Annotated in this window: 21 protein-coding genes; 4 read left to right on the top strand and 17 right to left on the bottom strand. The window is 31.6% G+C overall.

The annotated features are described in order from the left end of the window. Positions 1 to 101: 101 nt before the first annotated feature. Positions 102 to 1,520: an amino acid permease gene (locus tag ACFWM3_RS20400; RefSeq protein ID WP_056474653.1), complete on the bottom strand. Its 1,419-nt coding sequence runs from the start codon at positions 1,518 to 1,520 to the stop codon at positions 102 to 104. Between the two features lie 672 nt (positions 1,521 to 2,192). Between ACFWM3_RS20400 and ACFWM3_RS20405 the strand changes: the two genes are divergently transcribed. The 4 genes from ACFWM3_RS20405 (at position 2,193) to ACFWM3_RS20420 (ending at position 5,432) form a co-directional block, all read left to right on the top strand. Continuing rightward, positions 2,193 to 3,467, top strand: a complete 1,275-nt coding sequence (locus tag ACFWM3_RS20405; RefSeq protein ID WP_390312749.1) for an efflux RND transporter periplasmic adaptor subunit — start codon at positions 2,193 to 2,195, stop codon at positions 3,465 to 3,467. A gap of 159 nt (positions 3,468 to 3,626) precedes the next feature. Continuing rightward, on the top strand, positions 3,627 to 4,097 hold the full coding sequence (locus ACFWM3_RS20410) for an SRPBCC family protein (RefSeq protein WP_390312750.1): 471 nt from the start codon (positions 3,627 to 3,629) through the stop codon (positions 4,095 to 4,097). A gap of 21 nt (positions 4,098 to 4,118) precedes the next feature. Beyond that, on the top strand, positions 4,119 to 4,628 hold the full coding sequence (locus ACFWM3_RS20415) for an aromatic-ring-hydroxylating dioxygenase subunit beta (protein ID WP_390312751.1): 510 nt from the start codon (positions 4,119 to 4,121) through the stop codon (positions 4,626 to 4,628). Positions 4,629 to 4,649: 21 nt separating this feature from the next. Further along, a complete protein-coding gene (locus ACFWM3_RS20420; protein ID WP_390312752.1) occupies positions 4,650 to 5,432 on the top strand; it encodes an SDR family NAD(P)-dependent oxidoreductase in 783 nt (260 codons plus the stop codon). An 858-nt stretch (positions 5,433 to 6,290) separates the two neighbouring features. Here the strand turns inward: ACFWM3_RS20420 and ACFWM3_RS20425 are convergent. From ACFWM3_RS20425 to ACFWM3_RS20500, 16 genes are all read right to left on the bottom strand, one after another. After that, positions 6,291 to 6,710: a hypothetical protein gene (locus tag ACFWM3_RS20425; RefSeq protein ID WP_390312753.1), complete on the bottom strand. Its 420-nt coding sequence runs from the start codon at positions 6,708 to 6,710 to the stop codon at positions 6,291 to 6,293. A 453-nt stretch (positions 6,711 to 7,163) separates the two neighbouring features. Beyond that, positions 7,164 to 7,556, bottom strand: coding sequence for an Imm50 family immunity protein (locus tag ACFWM3_RS20430; protein WP_390312754.1), 393 nt, complete (start codon positions 7,554 to 7,556; stop codon positions 7,164 to 7,166). Between the two features lie 156 nt (positions 7,557 to 7,712). Next, on the bottom strand, positions 7,713 to 8,069 hold the full coding sequence (locus ACFWM3_RS20435; RefSeq protein WP_390312755.1) for a hypothetical protein: 357 nt from the start codon (positions 8,067 to 8,069) through the stop codon (positions 7,713 to 7,715). Between the two features lie 162 nt (positions 8,070 to 8,231). Then, positions 8,232 to 8,597: a hypothetical protein gene (locus ACFWM3_RS20440; protein ID WP_390312756.1), complete on the bottom strand. Its 366-nt coding sequence runs from the start codon at positions 8,595 to 8,597 to the stop codon at positions 8,232 to 8,234. A 160-nt stretch (positions 8,598 to 8,757) separates the two neighbouring features. After that, a complete protein-coding gene (locus ACFWM3_RS20445) occupies positions 8,758 to 8,889 on the bottom strand; it encodes a hypothetical protein (protein ID WP_390312757.1) in 132 nt (43 codons plus the stop codon). A 195-nt stretch (positions 8,890 to 9,084) separates the two neighbouring features. Then, positions 9,085 to 9,396, bottom strand: a complete 312-nt coding sequence (locus ACFWM3_RS20450; protein ID WP_390312759.1) for a hypothetical protein — start codon at positions 9,394 to 9,396, stop codon at positions 9,085 to 9,087. 279 nt (positions 9,397 to 9,675) lie between these two features. Continuing rightward, positions 9,676 to 10,074 carry a DUF3888 domain-containing protein gene (locus ACFWM3_RS20455; protein ID WP_390312761.1) on the bottom strand — a complete coding sequence of 133 codons (399 nt, stop codon included), beginning with the start codon at positions 10,072 to 10,074 and terminating at the stop codon, positions 9,676 to 9,678. Between the two features lie 176 nt (positions 10,075 to 10,250). Further along, the gene (locus ACFWM3_RS20460; protein WP_390312762.1) at positions 10,251 to 10,718 is read right to left on the bottom strand and encodes a hypothetical protein; all 468 of its coding nucleotides are present in this window, start codon (positions 10,716 to 10,718) and stop codon (positions 10,251 to 10,253) included. A 141-nt stretch (positions 10,719 to 10,859) separates the two neighbouring features. Continuing rightward, a complete protein-coding gene (locus ACFWM3_RS20465) occupies positions 10,860 to 11,054 on the bottom strand; it encodes a hypothetical protein (protein WP_390312764.1) in 195 nt (64 codons plus the stop codon). 100 nt (positions 11,055 to 11,154) lie between these two features. Then, on the bottom strand, positions 11,155 to 11,505 hold the full coding sequence (locus tag ACFWM3_RS20470; protein ID WP_390312765.1) for a transposase: 351 nt from the start codon (positions 11,503 to 11,505) through the stop codon (positions 11,155 to 11,157). Between the two features lie 194 nt (positions 11,506 to 11,699). Then, entirely contained in the window at positions 11,700 to 12,128 is a 429-nt protein-coding gene (locus ACFWM3_RS20475) for a hypothetical protein (RefSeq protein WP_390312766.1), read from the bottom strand. 262 nt (positions 12,129 to 12,390) lie between these two features. Beyond that, complete coding sequence (locus ACFWM3_RS20480) at positions 12,391 to 12,819, bottom strand: SRPBCC family protein (protein ID WP_390312772.1); 429 nt, start codon at positions 12,817 to 12,819, stop codon at positions 12,391 to 12,393. A gap of 235 nt (positions 12,820 to 13,054) precedes the next feature. Further along, positions 13,055 to 13,348, bottom strand: a complete 294-nt coding sequence (locus ACFWM3_RS20485) for a hypothetical protein (protein WP_390312767.1) — start codon at positions 13,346 to 13,348, stop codon at positions 13,055 to 13,057. A gap of 47 nt (positions 13,349 to 13,395) precedes the next feature. Then, positions 13,396 to 13,548 carry a hypothetical protein gene (locus ACFWM3_RS20490; RefSeq protein ID WP_390312768.1) on the bottom strand — a complete coding sequence of 51 codons (153 nt, stop codon included), beginning with the start codon at positions 13,546 to 13,548 and terminating at the stop codon, positions 13,396 to 13,398. Positions 13,549 to 13,777: 229 nt separating this feature from the next. Continuing rightward, on the bottom strand, positions 13,778 to 14,212 hold the full coding sequence (locus tag ACFWM3_RS20495) for a hypothetical protein (RefSeq protein WP_390312770.1): 435 nt from the start codon (positions 14,210 to 14,212) through the stop codon (positions 13,778 to 13,780). A gap of 61 nt (positions 14,213 to 14,273) precedes the next feature. Beyond that, complete coding sequence (locus ACFWM3_RS20500; protein WP_390312771.1) at positions 14,274 to 14,918, bottom strand: hypothetical protein; 645 nt, start codon at positions 14,916 to 14,918, stop codon at positions 14,274 to 14,276. Between the last annotated feature and the right edge of the window lie 102 nt (positions 14,919 to 15,020).

Below are 15,020 nucleotides of genomic sequence, written 5' to 3' on the forward strand. Positions count from 1 at the left end.
CGATACAAAATCGGATACATGCTTTTTTGTTTAGAATAAGGATAACTAACGTAGAAAAGCCACAAAGAAAATCAATTTCCTTGTGACTTTTTAATGCTAATTTAGCTTATTTTAGTTTTGTTATTGTTATTTGCTGTATTTAGTGCACTTCTTTTCTTACCATATAATCCATAAACAACAAGTCCTATAGCCATCCAGACAATAAAACGAATAAATGTAATACCTGGAAGACTAGCAATTAAATAAGCAGAAAATCCAATCCCGATTAATGGAATAATTGGAACTAATGGTGTTTTAAATCCTCTTTTTAATTCAGGACGTTTTACACGTAATACAATGATAGAAGAACAAATTAAGATAAATGCTGTTAACGTTCCAATATTAACTAATTCTGCAACTTCGTTAATTGGTGTAACACCTGCTACAAATGCCGTAATTAAACCAATTAATAAAGTAGGACGATAAGGTGTTTTATATTTAGGATGTAATTTTGTAAACCATTTTGGTAATAGACCATCTCTACTCATTGAGAACCAAATACGTGATCCGGCAAGCATAAATGAGAACAATACTGATAGAATCCCTGTAATTGCAGCAGCAGAAATGATTAATGTAATCCACTTCATTCCAATATTACTAAAAGCTTTTGCTACAGGTGCTGCGTTATTAAGTGTTTCATACGGAGCCATACCAGTAATAATAAGTGACATTGCAACATACAAACATAAAGCGACAGCTAATGATATGATAACTGCAAGTGGTAAATCACGTTGCGGTCTTTTTGCTTCTTCAGCTGCTGTCGTTAATGTGTCATATCCGAATACAGCAAAGAATACTAGAGCCGCTCCACTCATAACGCCATGAAAACCAAAAGGCATGAATGGGTGCCAGTTAGCTGTATTAAGATGAAAACTTCCAACGCCAATAACTAAAAGAATAATACCTAATTTGATTATAACCATTAATGAATTAAATTTAGAACCCATTTCAGTTCCTAATGTAAGTAAGCCCGCAATCCCAAGACTAACTAAAACGGCGATTAAGTCAACTTTGTGACCTGCTCCAGTACCAGGCGCGCCTTGTGCCCATACAGGAATGTGAACTCCCATTTGTGTTAAAAACTCTTGCATGTAGCCAGACCATCCAATGGCTACTACTGCAACAACTAAGGCATACTCGAGTAACAAATCCCACCCGATTAACCAAGCTGTACCTTCTCCTAAAACAGCATAGCTATAAGTATAAGCACTTCCGGCTACCGGTATTAATCCAGCAAATTCTGCATAACACAAAGCTGCTGCTGCGCTAGCTAAACCAGCAATAATAAACGATAAGAGAACTGCCGGACCAGCGTGTTCAGCCGCTGCTACACCGGTTAATACAAAAATACCTACACCTATGATACCGCCTAAACCAATAGCAGTCAGTTGCCATAAACCTAGAACGCGGTTAAGTCCGGTATTTTTAGCCCCATCCTGTTGAAGCTGTTCAATCGACTTTTTCCTGAAAAAAGCATTCATCCAAAGACTCCCCCTTTTTGTGAATAATCTGTATTTTTAGTAAATAAATACACACTGCTTAAAAGAGTGCGCAATAACTAATCAATTTGCAACGGGAGATTTATATTGAATTCCCAAAATTGAAGGAGGAAGACTGATAATTCCTCATAAATTTCGTAAGCGTTTTCTAATGCGTATAAGAAATAATTTTAGTAGATTTGAATATTGGAAGAATTATCCTTTCCTACAAAGATATTTTTTGTATTGTAACATAGTTCAATAATACTACGCAATAATAGTATGAATGTTTTAAATATTATATTTTAATCTAATAGAGTATAAATTTTAACTAAATTAATGAAAGTATGTGCGAAAATTCATAGATGTATCAAGGGGTTCTGTGACTTTTTTAGTAGACTCTACTTATTCGTTCTTTCTGATGAAAATTAAAACATAAACGATAAAATTATTTTTTTAGAATTAAAATTAGAATATTCTGAAATAATATAAATCTGCCGAAATTAACCTAATACCCCACTCAAATAGACAAATAAAAAACATATTAAAAAAAACATAGCAAATATTTATGATTTTCTAAAAAATCTCCTTGAAACGCTTTTTAAAACAATAGACAATAGATATAGGAGAAGTCGTATTAAGTTTTTGGCAAGATAAGGAAGGGGCAAGAGTTTTATGGAAACGGCGAAAAGAATTGACGAAGAAAAAGAACAACCAAAAGTAATAACGCCACGCCAGAAAAAATTTATTTTAATGGGGATCATTGTTCTTTTATTCGTTTCTGTGGTTCTTAGCGTAGCGGTGATCGAAGTTAAAAAAAGTAAATCTAAAACATTACAGTTTATCAGTCCAACGGTAAAAAGTTTTACGAAAACTGAAACTGTGTCAGGTCGTGTAGTACAAAGTCATACTGAAACAATTTACGTAAATCCAACTAAAGGTTCTATAAATGAGATTTTTGTTAAAGAAGGAGACACTGTCACTAAAGGGCAAAAACTTTTTTCTTATGAAGATACAACTATAGCAGCTGAACTAGGACAAGCAGAAGCAAATAAGAAGCTAGCAGAAACGACTGTTACGCAGAAAAACGACCAAATTGCATCATTAGAAAAAGACATTCAAAATGCTATTTCAGCGTCACAATCTAATACAACTGATGCAAATAATACAGATAAAAATGCAACGAATACAACAAACTCAACAAACTCAACAAATACACCAGAGATTCAATCGCTACAAGCTGAACTTAATACTGCAAAAGAAGAGCTTAATGCTGCACAGCTAAAAGTAGAACAAAATACACTTGAAGCGGAAAAGTTGAAAGCACAACAAGAATCATTAACTGTTAACAGTAATAATGATGGAGTAGTACTTAACTTGAACAAAAGTATCGGTCAAGGTTATAAAGCAACAGATAAACAGCAAATCTCAATTATGCAAATTGCTTCAAACGAACCATTTCAAATTGAAGGAAAGCTAACAGAAGAAGAGAAAGCAAAAGTTGAGCCTGGCCAAGCAATTAAAGTCAGTTCAAAGGTTGTTGCCGATAAGAGCTGGAAAGGAAGTATTTCAGAGGTAAGCAACTACCCAACGAACGATCCATCCACAAATCAAGATAAAAATGCCAAAAAAGAAGCTATACCACATTACACTTTTAGAGCAACGCTAGATTCACAAGAGAACCTATATCCTGGCTACGAAACAAATCTGGAAGTAATAGTACAATCAAAGGATTTGTTAGCAATACCTGCGACGAGCATTAAAGGATCAGGAAAATCAAAATATGTGTATGTACTTAAAAAAGGCACTATTTATAAGCAACATGTAAAAACTGGTCAAAAACAAGGGAAATATGTTGCTATTCTTAAAGGAGTAAAGGAAGGGGATAAAGTAGGAAAAAATCCTTCCTGGACTGTCCGCCCTGGAACTAAAATTGATTTAAATAAGTAATAGAATAGACGATTACTGTAGCGAATTCATTCTACTATAGTAATCGTCTATTAGTTTAGAAACAAAGGTAAAAAAGGCGTCTCAAAAAGTCAGATTAACTGGACTCCAAACCCAGACTTTGCTTTCCCTGAAGAATTGAAAGATGAGTATAAAAGTAACTTGTCAGAAGAACAATATGAAGTTCTATCAAACTTAAAAAATATGATTGGAAATGCTTTTCCGAATATGTCATTTTTAATATCTCACACAAAAATTAAGGGCGAATTAATTTCGAATACTTCAATTAGAATGTGGAGACCAATTAGTCACAATAAAATGGAAGTAATTGCATGGATGCTAGTAGAAAAGAATGCTTCTCAGGAATGGAAGAATCAATCAAGAGATTCCTTTATCTTAAAGTTTAGTCCATCTGGTATTTTTGAACAGGATGATACTGAAGTGTTCACAGACATAACGGAAGCAGCTCAAGGTCCAATGCCATTTCAAAAGAATTTAACTTATAACTATACAATGGGATTACATCGTGAACCCGTCGATTTTATCGGGCCTGGAGTAGCCTATGATGATAAATTTACAGAAGCAAGCCAACGTAATTTCTACCAGTACTGGCTGGAATTAATGACAAAGTAATAAAAGGAGGGAGGAAGGAAAATGAATATTGAAAAATTATTAGCAAAATTAGAATTTGAACAGTGGTTAATAGATGAAGCAGAATTACTTGATGATATTGAATTTGATGATTGGTTTAGTTTAATGCACTCGAATTTAGTCTATCAAATGCCTGTACGCGTAAATAAAGAAGGAACTGAACGCCCAGACTATTCAACTGAGATGTTTACTTTTAATGATGATATTGAATTATTAAAGCTTCGAGTTGATCGATTAAAAACTGACTATGCATGGGCTGAAATTCCTCCTTCAAGAACCCGCCGTTTTGTAAGCAATGTTAGCGTAAAAGAGTTAGTTAGTGAAGAGAAGGCAGTAGTTAATAGTTATTTATTGATCTATCGAAGCCGTAGTACAGATATACACTATGATCTAATTTCTGGAGAACGTAACGACGAGTTTACATATGAAGATGGGAAGTGGAAGCTTTCCAAGAGGGTATTTATTGTAGATCAAACAACAATTAATACTAGAAATCTTGCAATCTTTGTTTAATAGATGAAAGGTGGCTAAGTGATGTTATTAAAAGATAAAGTAGTGTTAATTACAGGAGGCGCATCTGGAATAGGAGCAGCCGTTACAAGACGATTTATTGAAGAGGGAGCAAAGGTAAGTATTATAGGTCGCTCACTTGAAACACTAGAGCAGATGAAAGAAGAATTTGATGACAATCTCCTTATCATTCAAGGTGACGTAAGCAAATATGAAGATAATGAGCGAGCTGTAAAAGCGACTGTTGAACAGTTTGGTAAACTAGATGTATTTATTGCGAATGCAGGCGTTTTCGATGGTTTTGCAAAATTCGCTGATGTAACACACGATGCCCTATCAGATGCATATGATTACCTTTTAAATATAAATGTAAAAGGATCATTTTTTGGTGCAAAAGCAGCTTTAGAGGAATTACAAAAAACAAATGGCAATATTATTTTCACTGTATCTGGAGCAAGCTTCTACCCAGACGGCGGCGGAGTTTGGTATACGGCTAGTAAGCATGCACAAATCGGATTAATGCGTCAGCTTGCTTTTGAACTAGCACCAAATATACGAGTAAATGCAGTAGCGCCAGGAGGGACTTTAACAGCACTAACTGTCATTCCACCTTTACGTACATTTACTAAATCCGTAGATAATGATACGAAAGCAAGTAATATAAAAAGAAGAAATCCACTTCAACTAGCACAAATGCCTGAAGATCATGTTGCAGCATATGTACTTTTAGCATCTGACCAGTCACGTGCGATCACTGGTGAAGTCATTTCTAGTGATGGTGGATTATCAGTTCGTGGGCTTGGTTAAGGAATTATTGATAAAATATGGGGTGTCTTAAAGGGGTTACTTTTTAGGGACACTCTCTTTTTTTATTAGTGCTAATTAAATTGTAAGAGTTAGTAGTTCAAACTGTATATATGATGAGTTATATAGAGACCAGTTATATGATAAATCGTATGGAAGAGCTGCTTCACGTTTGTTTATATAAAAGGTTTATCGGTAATAAAAAAGGATCTAAGTTATCAGATCCTATTTGCAACTTATGTAACTAAAGCTAGAGTTAGCTCAATAAAAATTAATCTTCAATAGTTCTTTTCTATTCTGATAAAAATATAACTAGCATAATAACAAATGCTGGTAATTCCAAATATAGCAAAAATTCCAGGTGTCAAAGCAAAATAAAAACTAAAAGGAATCGACCAAATAAAAGCAAATAACATTAACCTTTTCTTAGAAGTTAATGAAGAATAAATCATTAAACAAGCTGGAAGAAATAACATTACGAATGTATATGTGATTGAATCGACATCGAATTCATTTATATTTGCAGGATTAAAAAAAGAGAAAACAACCCACAAAGTTATACTCGATACACCAGATAATACCCCTAAGGTAGCTGAAGTTTTTTTTATTTTGAAGTCCCCCTATTCCATTGATTTGTCCTGTGCTCATACTAATTCTTTTAATTTTACATATTGCTTTATTACTTTTTCAATACAACAACCTCTTGTAATTGTTATATTGGTTTGTGCTTTTTAAAGAACCAATTAACAAAGAGAGCTAATTCTATAATTTATATTCTAGAATTAGTAATTTTTCCCAAAAAAAAGACCGCCGAAGCAGTCGATCATTGTTCAACTAATGCAATGCTTTAGTTGCATAAGGTTAGTTCTGTCTTTTTAAAATAATTGTTTCTTTTTTATCTTTCCACTGTATCTGCAATGTAGCTTTTTTAGGTAACCCTTTTTCAATTAATTCTGCATTCAATCCAGTAGAAATATGAAAATAATCATATCCACTTAGTGGTCTTGGAAAACTACTTTCTAATTTTTGATTATCCGTTTTAAGTTCGTATTCTATATTTCCTATTTTACTATGCATACCATCATTAATATATTGAATAGTTAAAGAGTCATAATACATAGAATCAACTTTTGATATAGTATATGTACCAAACCAATATTTTCCCTCTCCAAAATACAAAGTACTCTTTGGTATATTATTTTTCTTAGGTTTTTCTTCTTTTGTACAACCTGCTATACATAACGATGACAACAGTAAAAATACAAATATCATTTTATTCATGTACAAAATCCTTTTAATTCTTTCTTATCAATTTCATATAACATTCTATTTTATCACTTTCAAACTCCATCTCAAGTGTTTCTAATTATTCGAAAATCTAATTAAACTAATCTGCCATTTTGTTGAATAAAAAAATCGACTAAACAGCCGACTTGTTGTTCAACTAATGCACTGCGTTAGTTGCATAAGATTTTCATTATGTTCTTTTAGATTTCTTAATTAATTTATTAAATAGTGCAATAACTCCAACTATAATTATTAAAACTAAAGCTGGAAAAAGAATATTGTTCATTTTACGACCTGCCTTTTAGTATTTATTTATATATAAATTCGTCAAATCTTTCTTTATTTCTACTTTTTCTTATTGAACTAATCTGCCATTTACTTCAATAAAAAAACGAGATGTAAGCAACTCGTGATCTTCAACTATCGCATGCGTTAGCTGCATAAGATTTAGTCTAAATTTAAGTTATTTATGTATCCTTCAACTTTTTGAATATAGCCATATTCAGCTATCATACTTGCATCTACCGTTCCAGTAATATTGATAATAAAACTATTTTCAACGTATTTTATTTCAATATCACATTTCTCCAAGGTTTTCATAGATTTTATTTCTAATTCACTTATGTCAAAAAAATCTAATTCAACCCAAACTGTATTATTGCCCAAATTAACCCACTTTTGAGGAGGATTTTCAGCGTAAATTGGCATATCGAAACATAATGTTACCTTACGTCCTCCATCAACGATATTGATGTTTTCAATTTTTATATTTTTTAATTCAGGAACTTCATTATACAAATTAGTAAGAAATAAATTATTTTCTAAACTTAAATACCACACTGTTTTATTCCCCCAATTTATTACCTTTTCATTACTCTATATTACCATTTCTTATGCAACTAATCTGCCATTTAGTTGAACAAAAAAGAGCTGCCGAAGCAACTCACGTTGTTCAACTAACGCATGCGTTAGTTGAATAAGGGTATTTTTAATATATTAATTGAATGTAACCAAATCTGGACTTAGCGCTATAAAATGTGGTAGCCAACAGTCTGAGTTTTCGGTGCCTATTTCGTGATTATTAAAGCAGACCCTATTAAAGCCATCTAAACCATCATAACCACAACATCCATTTAATCTACTTTCATCAGGATGGTAATTTGAATTTATTAAATCATTGATATTTATAATAATAAACCCTTTTATATTAATATCAGCTTCTCCACTATCTATGATAAAAAATCCTTCAGGAATGTATGCTTTCCCAACGTTTTCACTAAGCATTTTTAAGTCTTTTAATTCAGTTACCTGTTTTGATATCTCAATTTTGCATTCCTTACAAATTAATCTCATCCTTTTATAACACCTCTAAAAACTATATTTAATTTAAATATAGCATATTTTTGAGTATTTCTTATGCAACTAATCTGCCATTTTGTTGAATAAAAAAATCGACTAAATAGCCGATCTTGTTGTTCAACTAATGCACTGCTTTAGTTGAATAAGGATACTGTGTTATTCAGTTTTATTTTTCATTTTTGACAAGGTAAAGAAACCGTCGTGAGTTGATAAAGCAATAACTGTATCATTTTTCTCAAAAAAGCGAACAGCTCCTAATTGGTCTTCCTCTTGCTCTACCCATCCTTTACTTTTGATTACTTTCAAATAGCTGGCTGGAATACTCTCGGTTTCATCTGCTTCTTTCCATTTATACTTGACATACTTTTCTATATTGGGATTTTTCGCTTTTCCTTTTGTTACTTTTGCATTTTCGGGAATCGGAAAGTTTGAGTGAGTAGCTAGAGGTTTATACGATATTTCTTGACTACACCCTACTAACAAAGCTAAAAGAAACATTATATAGACTAGAGATAATCTCATCCAATCCCTCCTCAAATTTAATAACTAACCGCCTACTATTTATCACTATTAAATTCTATTTCCTTATTTAACTTTCCTACCAATTATTTCAATAAAAAAATAAGCCACAACAGTGACTCATGATCTTCAGCTAACGCATGCTTTAGTTAGATAAGGAAAGTTATTTATTTTTAATTTCTTCTAATAAAGTAATCATCTCTTTATTTTGTTTAATTAATTTGCTATTTTGCTTTCTAAGATTTGCAAATTGAACAATACACACTATTAATATTATGATTATTAAAATACTCATCTTACACCTCCAATTTTAATAGGAATTACTTCAACAAGGTTCACCTAAAAACCTTTGCATCGAAGGCGGGTTATTTTACTCTTAATCTAAAAGTATTTTAAACATGAGCAGGGAAATAAAAATACGAGCTGTACCTAACAGCTCGTGATCTTCAACTAACGCATGCGTTAGTTCAATAAGGAAATATAAATTCAGTTATATATATACGACTATCATATAGAGATTTGGGATATAAATTTCACAATCTTCCATTGTTTTTGAAGCTAATAAGTCATCAGGATATTCTTCCCATTTAGATGCTATATTACTGAGCATTGTTTTCACATTTTTTCGAGTGGATTTATCAACTTCGAGTGAAATAGTGTACATTTCGTCAATTTTCCAATATTTCTCTATGTTTGTAACAGAGTAACTAACACCATATTTAACTGCAAACTTATAAAAATCTTCTAAAAACTTTTTAGTTTCTTCTAAATTAATTGCCTCAATAAATAACGAAAATTGCATATGACTCTCCTATATTTTAAAGTTAGACTTTATTGTTTTTATTCTCCAAATATATAACAAATCCTTGTTCAACTATACTGCCATTTACTTGTATAAAAAAATCGACTAAAAAGTCGATCGTGTTGTACAACTAATGCATGCGTTAGTTGAATAAGAAATGCACCAGATTAACCAAAACTCTTATAATTACATTACTTTTAGAGAGTGTAAAAAGGCACTGTTATTGAGCCGATTGTGCATCTCATAAAGGTGGAACTTGGGTTGTAAAATCTAAGATTTTTATTTTCTAGAAACTCGACAATCATAATGATCATTTGGTTTCAATTTGTGTACTCTGTATTCTTTTACCATCCATATTCGATCTTCCCAGTCTTTCTTTAATGTCACCGTAAAAATATCTTTGATATTATGTGCGCCAGTGAAGGTGGCGAATTCCAATTTCGCTTCAAAAAGCCTAGAACCTGGATGTCTTAACTTTTTGATGTCATTCACTTTTTCACAGAAAGTCGATATGTTATAAGTTGTTCCGTAATGGTCTTTTATTACTTCGTTAAGTTGTGGCTGCAACAGATCAATCACAGCATCTTCTAATATGTCTTCTCTTGTCTCCACTGCATACGCTGATGTACCTGTAAAGAACAAGACACTGACGAAAATTATTGAGACTATTTTTTTCATTTAATCACCTACTATGTCAAAGTGTAGGTAGTTTTTCCATAAATGAAAAACCTATTCTTTAGTATGCTCTTTTCGTACTCTCCCGTCGATTCAACACATGAACCAATCGGCTATTTTATACTATAATAGAGTCACATTAGCGAATATGTTTTTATGCAACTATCGCATGCGTTAGTTTAACAATATTTTTTCTTTATAATCTCAATTGAAGGCTGGTCGATTCCCGTAATATTAGATATTAAATTTAATTCAATTCCCTCTTTAAGTGCTTTTCGTACTGTTGTTAGGTTGTGTCTTATTTCTGAAATTCTATGATCTAAAAGAATACTGTCAAAAACTAAGAAATCATCTAATACTTCTCCATCCAAATCGAATTCAAGAGAGTATGTACCAATCTCTTTATCAAAGTAACAAATATCTACTGTAAAAAACACAAACGCTCCAATACGAGAAAAACTATGCTTTAATGCGATAGAACATTCTTTAACTTGAATGAATTCTTCGTACAACTTTCCTTTAAATGTGTCCAAGTAGTCATATTTTTCTTCTTCACGCCATTTCCTAAAACATTCCCAAAATCCATTTATAGTTCTATTTTTTGCATCGTGCTTTTGTTCCCATTCCATTAATGTATTAGCGTTCAATCTCACCACTCGCTTATTTTTTTAAAATTTTTTTTCAAAAATCCGACGATATTCTAATTCAACTAAAGCACTGCGTTAGTTGTATAAGGTAAGTATTTATAAAAAATTTTAATTCAATAGAAGTATCAGTAAAAAACACTATTAATTAGTTTTACTTTCAACAGGCTTCGTTAATATGAATTGAAATAAAAAACCTACAAAACCGCCAGCAATAGCACCCATTATTGTAGAATTAATATCAGTTGCATGAAAAATGAAAGTTCTTATAAAAAAATAAGTAATCGAAAACAACAATGCTCTAATAATGAATTTATAAACTCTTTTTTTAGAAATCATAAGTCCTCCATAAAAAACAATTTTCCTTCTCTTTTGAATTAATATTCTACTAAGAATCTTTAATTTCTTGGTCAACTATTGCACTGCGTTAGTTCAATAACTACTCGTTATCTTCAACATACCCCAGAAATAAATCTTGTAAATCTCCGTTTAAAAGTTCTTCATCCCCATTAATCTTCATTTCAATTTCATACTCGTCATCGGATATAGAAACTACTCCATCAAATATTCCCAAAACGTGGGATACAGTATCAACCTGAACTTGTTCAATTATTTTAAAAAGCATCTTTTTATTATCATCTGTGAGTTTCGCAAAGAAATTTAGTGCATCTTTCCAATAAGGATCTGTCGCATCTTTAGTTTCAGTATTAACAAATAAATCTTCATACTCAGAAAGACCTTCCTTAACTACTGATTGATATATATTTTTAACAAACTCTTCATTGTTCATATTCTTTCTCCTTTGTTAAAACTTTGTCCTCTAAATTTTATAACATTTTACCTTTTTTAACTAAAGAAATTTATAAGATTCTTATGTAACTAAACTGCCATTTTGTTCAATAAAAAATGACCGACAAGATTGCCGATCACGTTATTCAACTATTGCATGCGTTAGTTGAATAAGGAAATTTTATAAGTCTTTATTTAACTACAAGCTCCCATTTTATAGACAACTACCGTTGTTAGTTGATTTTTATGATTCCGAACTACTACATATACTTCATCGACTGAGTCTTTTTTTAACAATAGCGACAAATTCCCTAGTTTATAACCTGAATCCACCATCAGCTCTGAAGAATATTCAACAACCTCTTCACTCGAACGATATGAAATATGCTCATCGGTAAAATTAACGAGGATAAATCCAGGTAGATTCAACTTTTTTGCAATGTCAGATTTTCCGCATAGTCCAAGATCCCTGGAAGTGACTCCTGAATCAGTTGGACCAATCCAATTTTCAAGTACCGTCGTTTGATCGTCCTGAGTAGAAGTCTTATTAGGATGAACCTTACTGCACCCAATTAAAATTAAAAGTAATCCAAAGACCAAAATCATTCGACTTATATTTTTCAAAGGGGACCTCCGATTAAATTTAATTATTCGTTTTGAATAGAGAATATTTGTTACTCATTTTATTCAGTATTAAGCGATATAATCCTTTAGCTTTCTTCGTGAACATCCATAAAGCGTAATAAAAAACCGAATATACAGCCGAACAAGTAGTTCAACTAAAGCATGCTTTAGTTGAATAAGAAATATTTATTATTAGAACCATAATTTTTCTTAGTGTTTTACATAGGAACATAATTTTATATTCTATACTCGCTATCGCATATCACTTTTCGGCAATGCATTTTATATACTCGTTTCTTCGAATAAGTAAACGTACCATATATGATTGTAAAAACATCCTGTCTGCTAATCTGCCTAGTGGTCCAAAAGGTGAAGTATAATCGAATTTATCCGTCATTAACGTCCCATCGTCTTGTAATTCAAATATATGTTCATGCCTAAACCTTTTAAAAACTCCATTAACCATCTCATCCACGAATCTGTAAGGCGGATCGAACTCAGTAATAATTGATGTTAAGTGTTGGCGAACACCGAAATGGGTAGCCTCCCAGGTCACGGTTTCTCCTAGTTCAATCAACCCACTAGTACGTCCCTTAACTGCTCTTTCATTGGTTTGTAAGGTCGATTCCATATGAATATCTATACTACGTGACAAATCAAAGCACAATTGAATAGGTGCCTTTATAAACATGGATAATTTTATAATTGGCAACAGACATCCTCCTCAGCCTAGTATATTAAAGATTGCATAAAAAAGTCATTTAACTATATTTCATTAGTTGGTAGTGAACCCCCTTCTTTCACCAAATAGCAGTAATTAAAAAGAAGCTGATTGTTCAATCAACTTCTAAGTTGTAGTTCAACTATCGCATGCAGTTAGTTTAAGTGTAACCATTCTCAATTCTTGTGAAGTATGTATTCATTTGTTATTCTGAATTATCACTGAGTGGACATTTTTCAGTTTGCTTTTCCTTTGCTAAAATAAAGTATGTTCCAAGAATAAAAGTAATTATTAAAATGACACAAATTGCCCAATACCACCAAGGATAGATATATTTTACTGTTGTAACTCCATTAATTATATCCTCATCAAGAGAATGATCCTTAAGGTCATTAAATATATGTGTTTCTTCAAGAGGAAGAGGATCATAAAGGACATTTATTTTTAGGTATGTTAGTATAGCTGAACAACAAAGAAATATTCCTACTGCACGTTTCACTATTTCCACCTTTTTCCACTTTGATATATACAGTTTAACATAAGAAGTTATTTTTCCCGTACACTTTTTTTCAGCTCTGCCATATGCACATTTAATAAATTTTGTAATTCACGAACTTCATTTTTGGTAGTAATTACCACATAAAGTAACCAAATCCAAAATCCAATTATTAAAAGAACGTAAATAGAACTTATTGTCATATTTTCAACTCCACAAAATTTAAAGTGTATTATATAGTAAATTATTCTATTTTAGAGTTGAATAGTCCTTTCCTTATGCAACTAAACTGCCATTATGTTGAATAAGGAAAACCGTATTTGCGATGCGTGATCTAATTCAACATAAGCATGCGTTAGCCATCCATGAATCCTCAGATTCACAACAGTGAATGGAAGTTTATATCGTACTCCCATGGTAGTTGAATAGCTGTCATACGTACCAGGCATCTTCTGTGAATTCATTCCATTCCACTTTAAAACTTTTCGCCTTAAGTTTAATACTACAAAAATTATTTGTTTTCCAGTCTGTACCAAACATTTCATATATGAAATGTTCATCAACAGGCTGTTGCTTTACTTCTAAAAATTCCATTTCATTTAGGTCAGTAAGACGGACTTCTTTTTCCTTATCATCATCTAAAAAGATTATTGCTTTACTAACTTCAACTTTGTTGAAAGTAAGTCTACACTTATCTGTTGATTTTGCTACTTTATAAGGATTAAGAGGATGTTCATTAGAAATGTAAATAAACTCAAAATCAATAGTGACAATATCTTTTTCAATCTTTATTTCCTCAACGATACAATCGTGAAAATCCAAGAATTCAAAGTAATCGTTTGTTGTTTCATATTTCCATGGGTTCACAACCAGCCCACCTTTCTTACCAAACTAAAGCATGCGTTAGTTGAATAAGATATTCTTTATTTCATCTAATGTACAACCTATTTTTATGCGCCAATTTTTCGTATTCTTTAAAAGTTATTTCATGTTTTGAATATAGAGGTAAACTAAGATCATAATTACCAATTAAGACTGTTTCTGTTTTTGGAAAATAGAATGTCGAAAGTACTTCTTCCATTGCAATTAATTTTACAAGAGTATTTAAAACTTCTAGATCATTAACTTTTAAGAAATACTCATCATTTAATAACAAGTTTAAAAATATTGACCCCTCTTTTGGAGTAAGATCATGGATTGCTCTATTAAATACATTGTTCTTGTGTAACTTATTAAAAAATTTATCAATTTTAACAAAGACAGGTTCTCTATTATTTAATTGATAAACACCTCTTATGAAATTCAGATATTTATCAACATGTTTTTGTCCAAAACCATCAATCCATAAATATTTTCTTGCCTCGTTCTCTGATAAACAATAGTTAAAAACGTCTAAAATTCCAATTCCATTAAAAATAGATTTAGGTGTCTCAATTGTTTCTACATGTAAAGAACCAAAAATTTTATACAATAACCGTAAATCGTTTAATGAAACACCTAAGTTTTTTTTGTTCATTTTTTCTTTCCTCATTACATCACCAGAATTTATCAATCGAATACTAATTTCATCCATTATTATAACATTCCTTATTCAACTGATATGAACGAAACTGTCAACTCACCATACCCAAATGGTTTTATTTTTTTGTTTTTGTCTGTTTTTAGGCAGACTTAT

This window comes from Gottfriedia sp. NPDC058432, assembly GCF_042721555.1.
In the GTDB taxonomy this organism is placed as follows: domain Bacteria; phylum Bacillota; class Bacilli; order Bacillales; family Bacillaceae_G; genus Gottfriedia.

What these genes read in the sequence shown, in the direction of transcription:
- ACFWM3_RS20420 (WP_390312752.1), top strand. Translation starts at nt 4,650, where the DNA reads ATGTTATTAAAAGATAAAGTAGTGTTAATTACAGGAGGCGCATCTGGA.
- ACFWM3_RS20440 (WP_390312756.1), bottom strand. Translation starts at nt 8,597, where the DNA reads ATGAGATTATCTCTAGTCTATATAATGTTTCTTTTAGCTTTGTTAGTA.
- ACFWM3_RS20400 (WP_056474653.1), bottom strand. Translation starts at nt 1,520, where the DNA reads ATGAATGCTTTTTTCAGGAAAAAGTCGATTGAACAGCTTCAACAGGAT.
- ACFWM3_RS20480 (WP_390312772.1), bottom strand. Translation starts at nt 12,819, where the DNA reads ATGTTTATAAAGGCACCTATTCAATTGTGCTTTGATTTGTCACGTAGT.
- ACFWM3_RS20490 (WP_390312768.1), bottom strand. Translation starts at nt 13,548, where the DNA reads ATGACAATAAGTTCTATTTACGTTCTTTTAATAATTGGATTTTGGATT.
- ACFWM3_RS20450 (WP_390312759.1), bottom strand. Translation starts at nt 9,396, where the DNA reads ATGCAATTTTCGTTATTTATTGAGGCAATTAATTTAGAAGAAACTAAA.
- ACFWM3_RS20455 (WP_390312761.1), bottom strand. Translation starts at nt 10,074, where the DNA reads ATGAAAAAAATAGTCTCAATAATTTTCGTCAGTGTCTTGTTCTTTACA.
- ACFWM3_RS20415 (WP_390312751.1), top strand. Translation starts at nt 4,119, where the DNA reads ATGAATATTGAAAAATTATTAGCAAAATTAGAATTTGAACAGTGGTTA.
- ACFWM3_RS20405 (WP_390312749.1), top strand. Translation starts at nt 2,193, where the DNA reads ATGGAAACGGCGAAAAGAATTGACGAAGAAAAAGAACAACCAAAAGTA.
- ACFWM3_RS20500 (WP_390312771.1), bottom strand. Translation starts at nt 14,918, where the DNA reads ATGGATGAAATTAGTATTCGATTGATAAATTCTGGTGATGTAATGAGG.
- ACFWM3_RS20435 (WP_390312755.1), bottom strand. Translation starts at nt 8,069, where the DNA reads ATGAGATTAATTTGTAAGGAATGCAAAATTGAGATATCAAAACAGGTA.
- ACFWM3_RS20470 (WP_390312765.1), bottom strand. Translation starts at nt 11,505, where the DNA reads ATGAACAATGAAGAGTTTGTTAAAAATATATATCAATCAGTAGTTAAG.
- ACFWM3_RS20465 (WP_390312764.1), bottom strand. Translation starts at nt 11,054, where the DNA reads ATGATTTCTAAAAAAAGAGTTTATAAATTCATTATTAGAGCATTGTTG.
- ACFWM3_RS20425 (WP_390312753.1), bottom strand. Translation starts at nt 6,710, where the DNA reads ATGAATAAAATGATATTTGTATTTTTACTGTTGTCATCGTTATGTATA.
- ACFWM3_RS20445 (WP_390312757.1), bottom strand. Translation starts at nt 8,889, where the DNA reads ATGAGTATTTTAATAATCATAATATTAATAGTGTGTATTGTTCAATTT.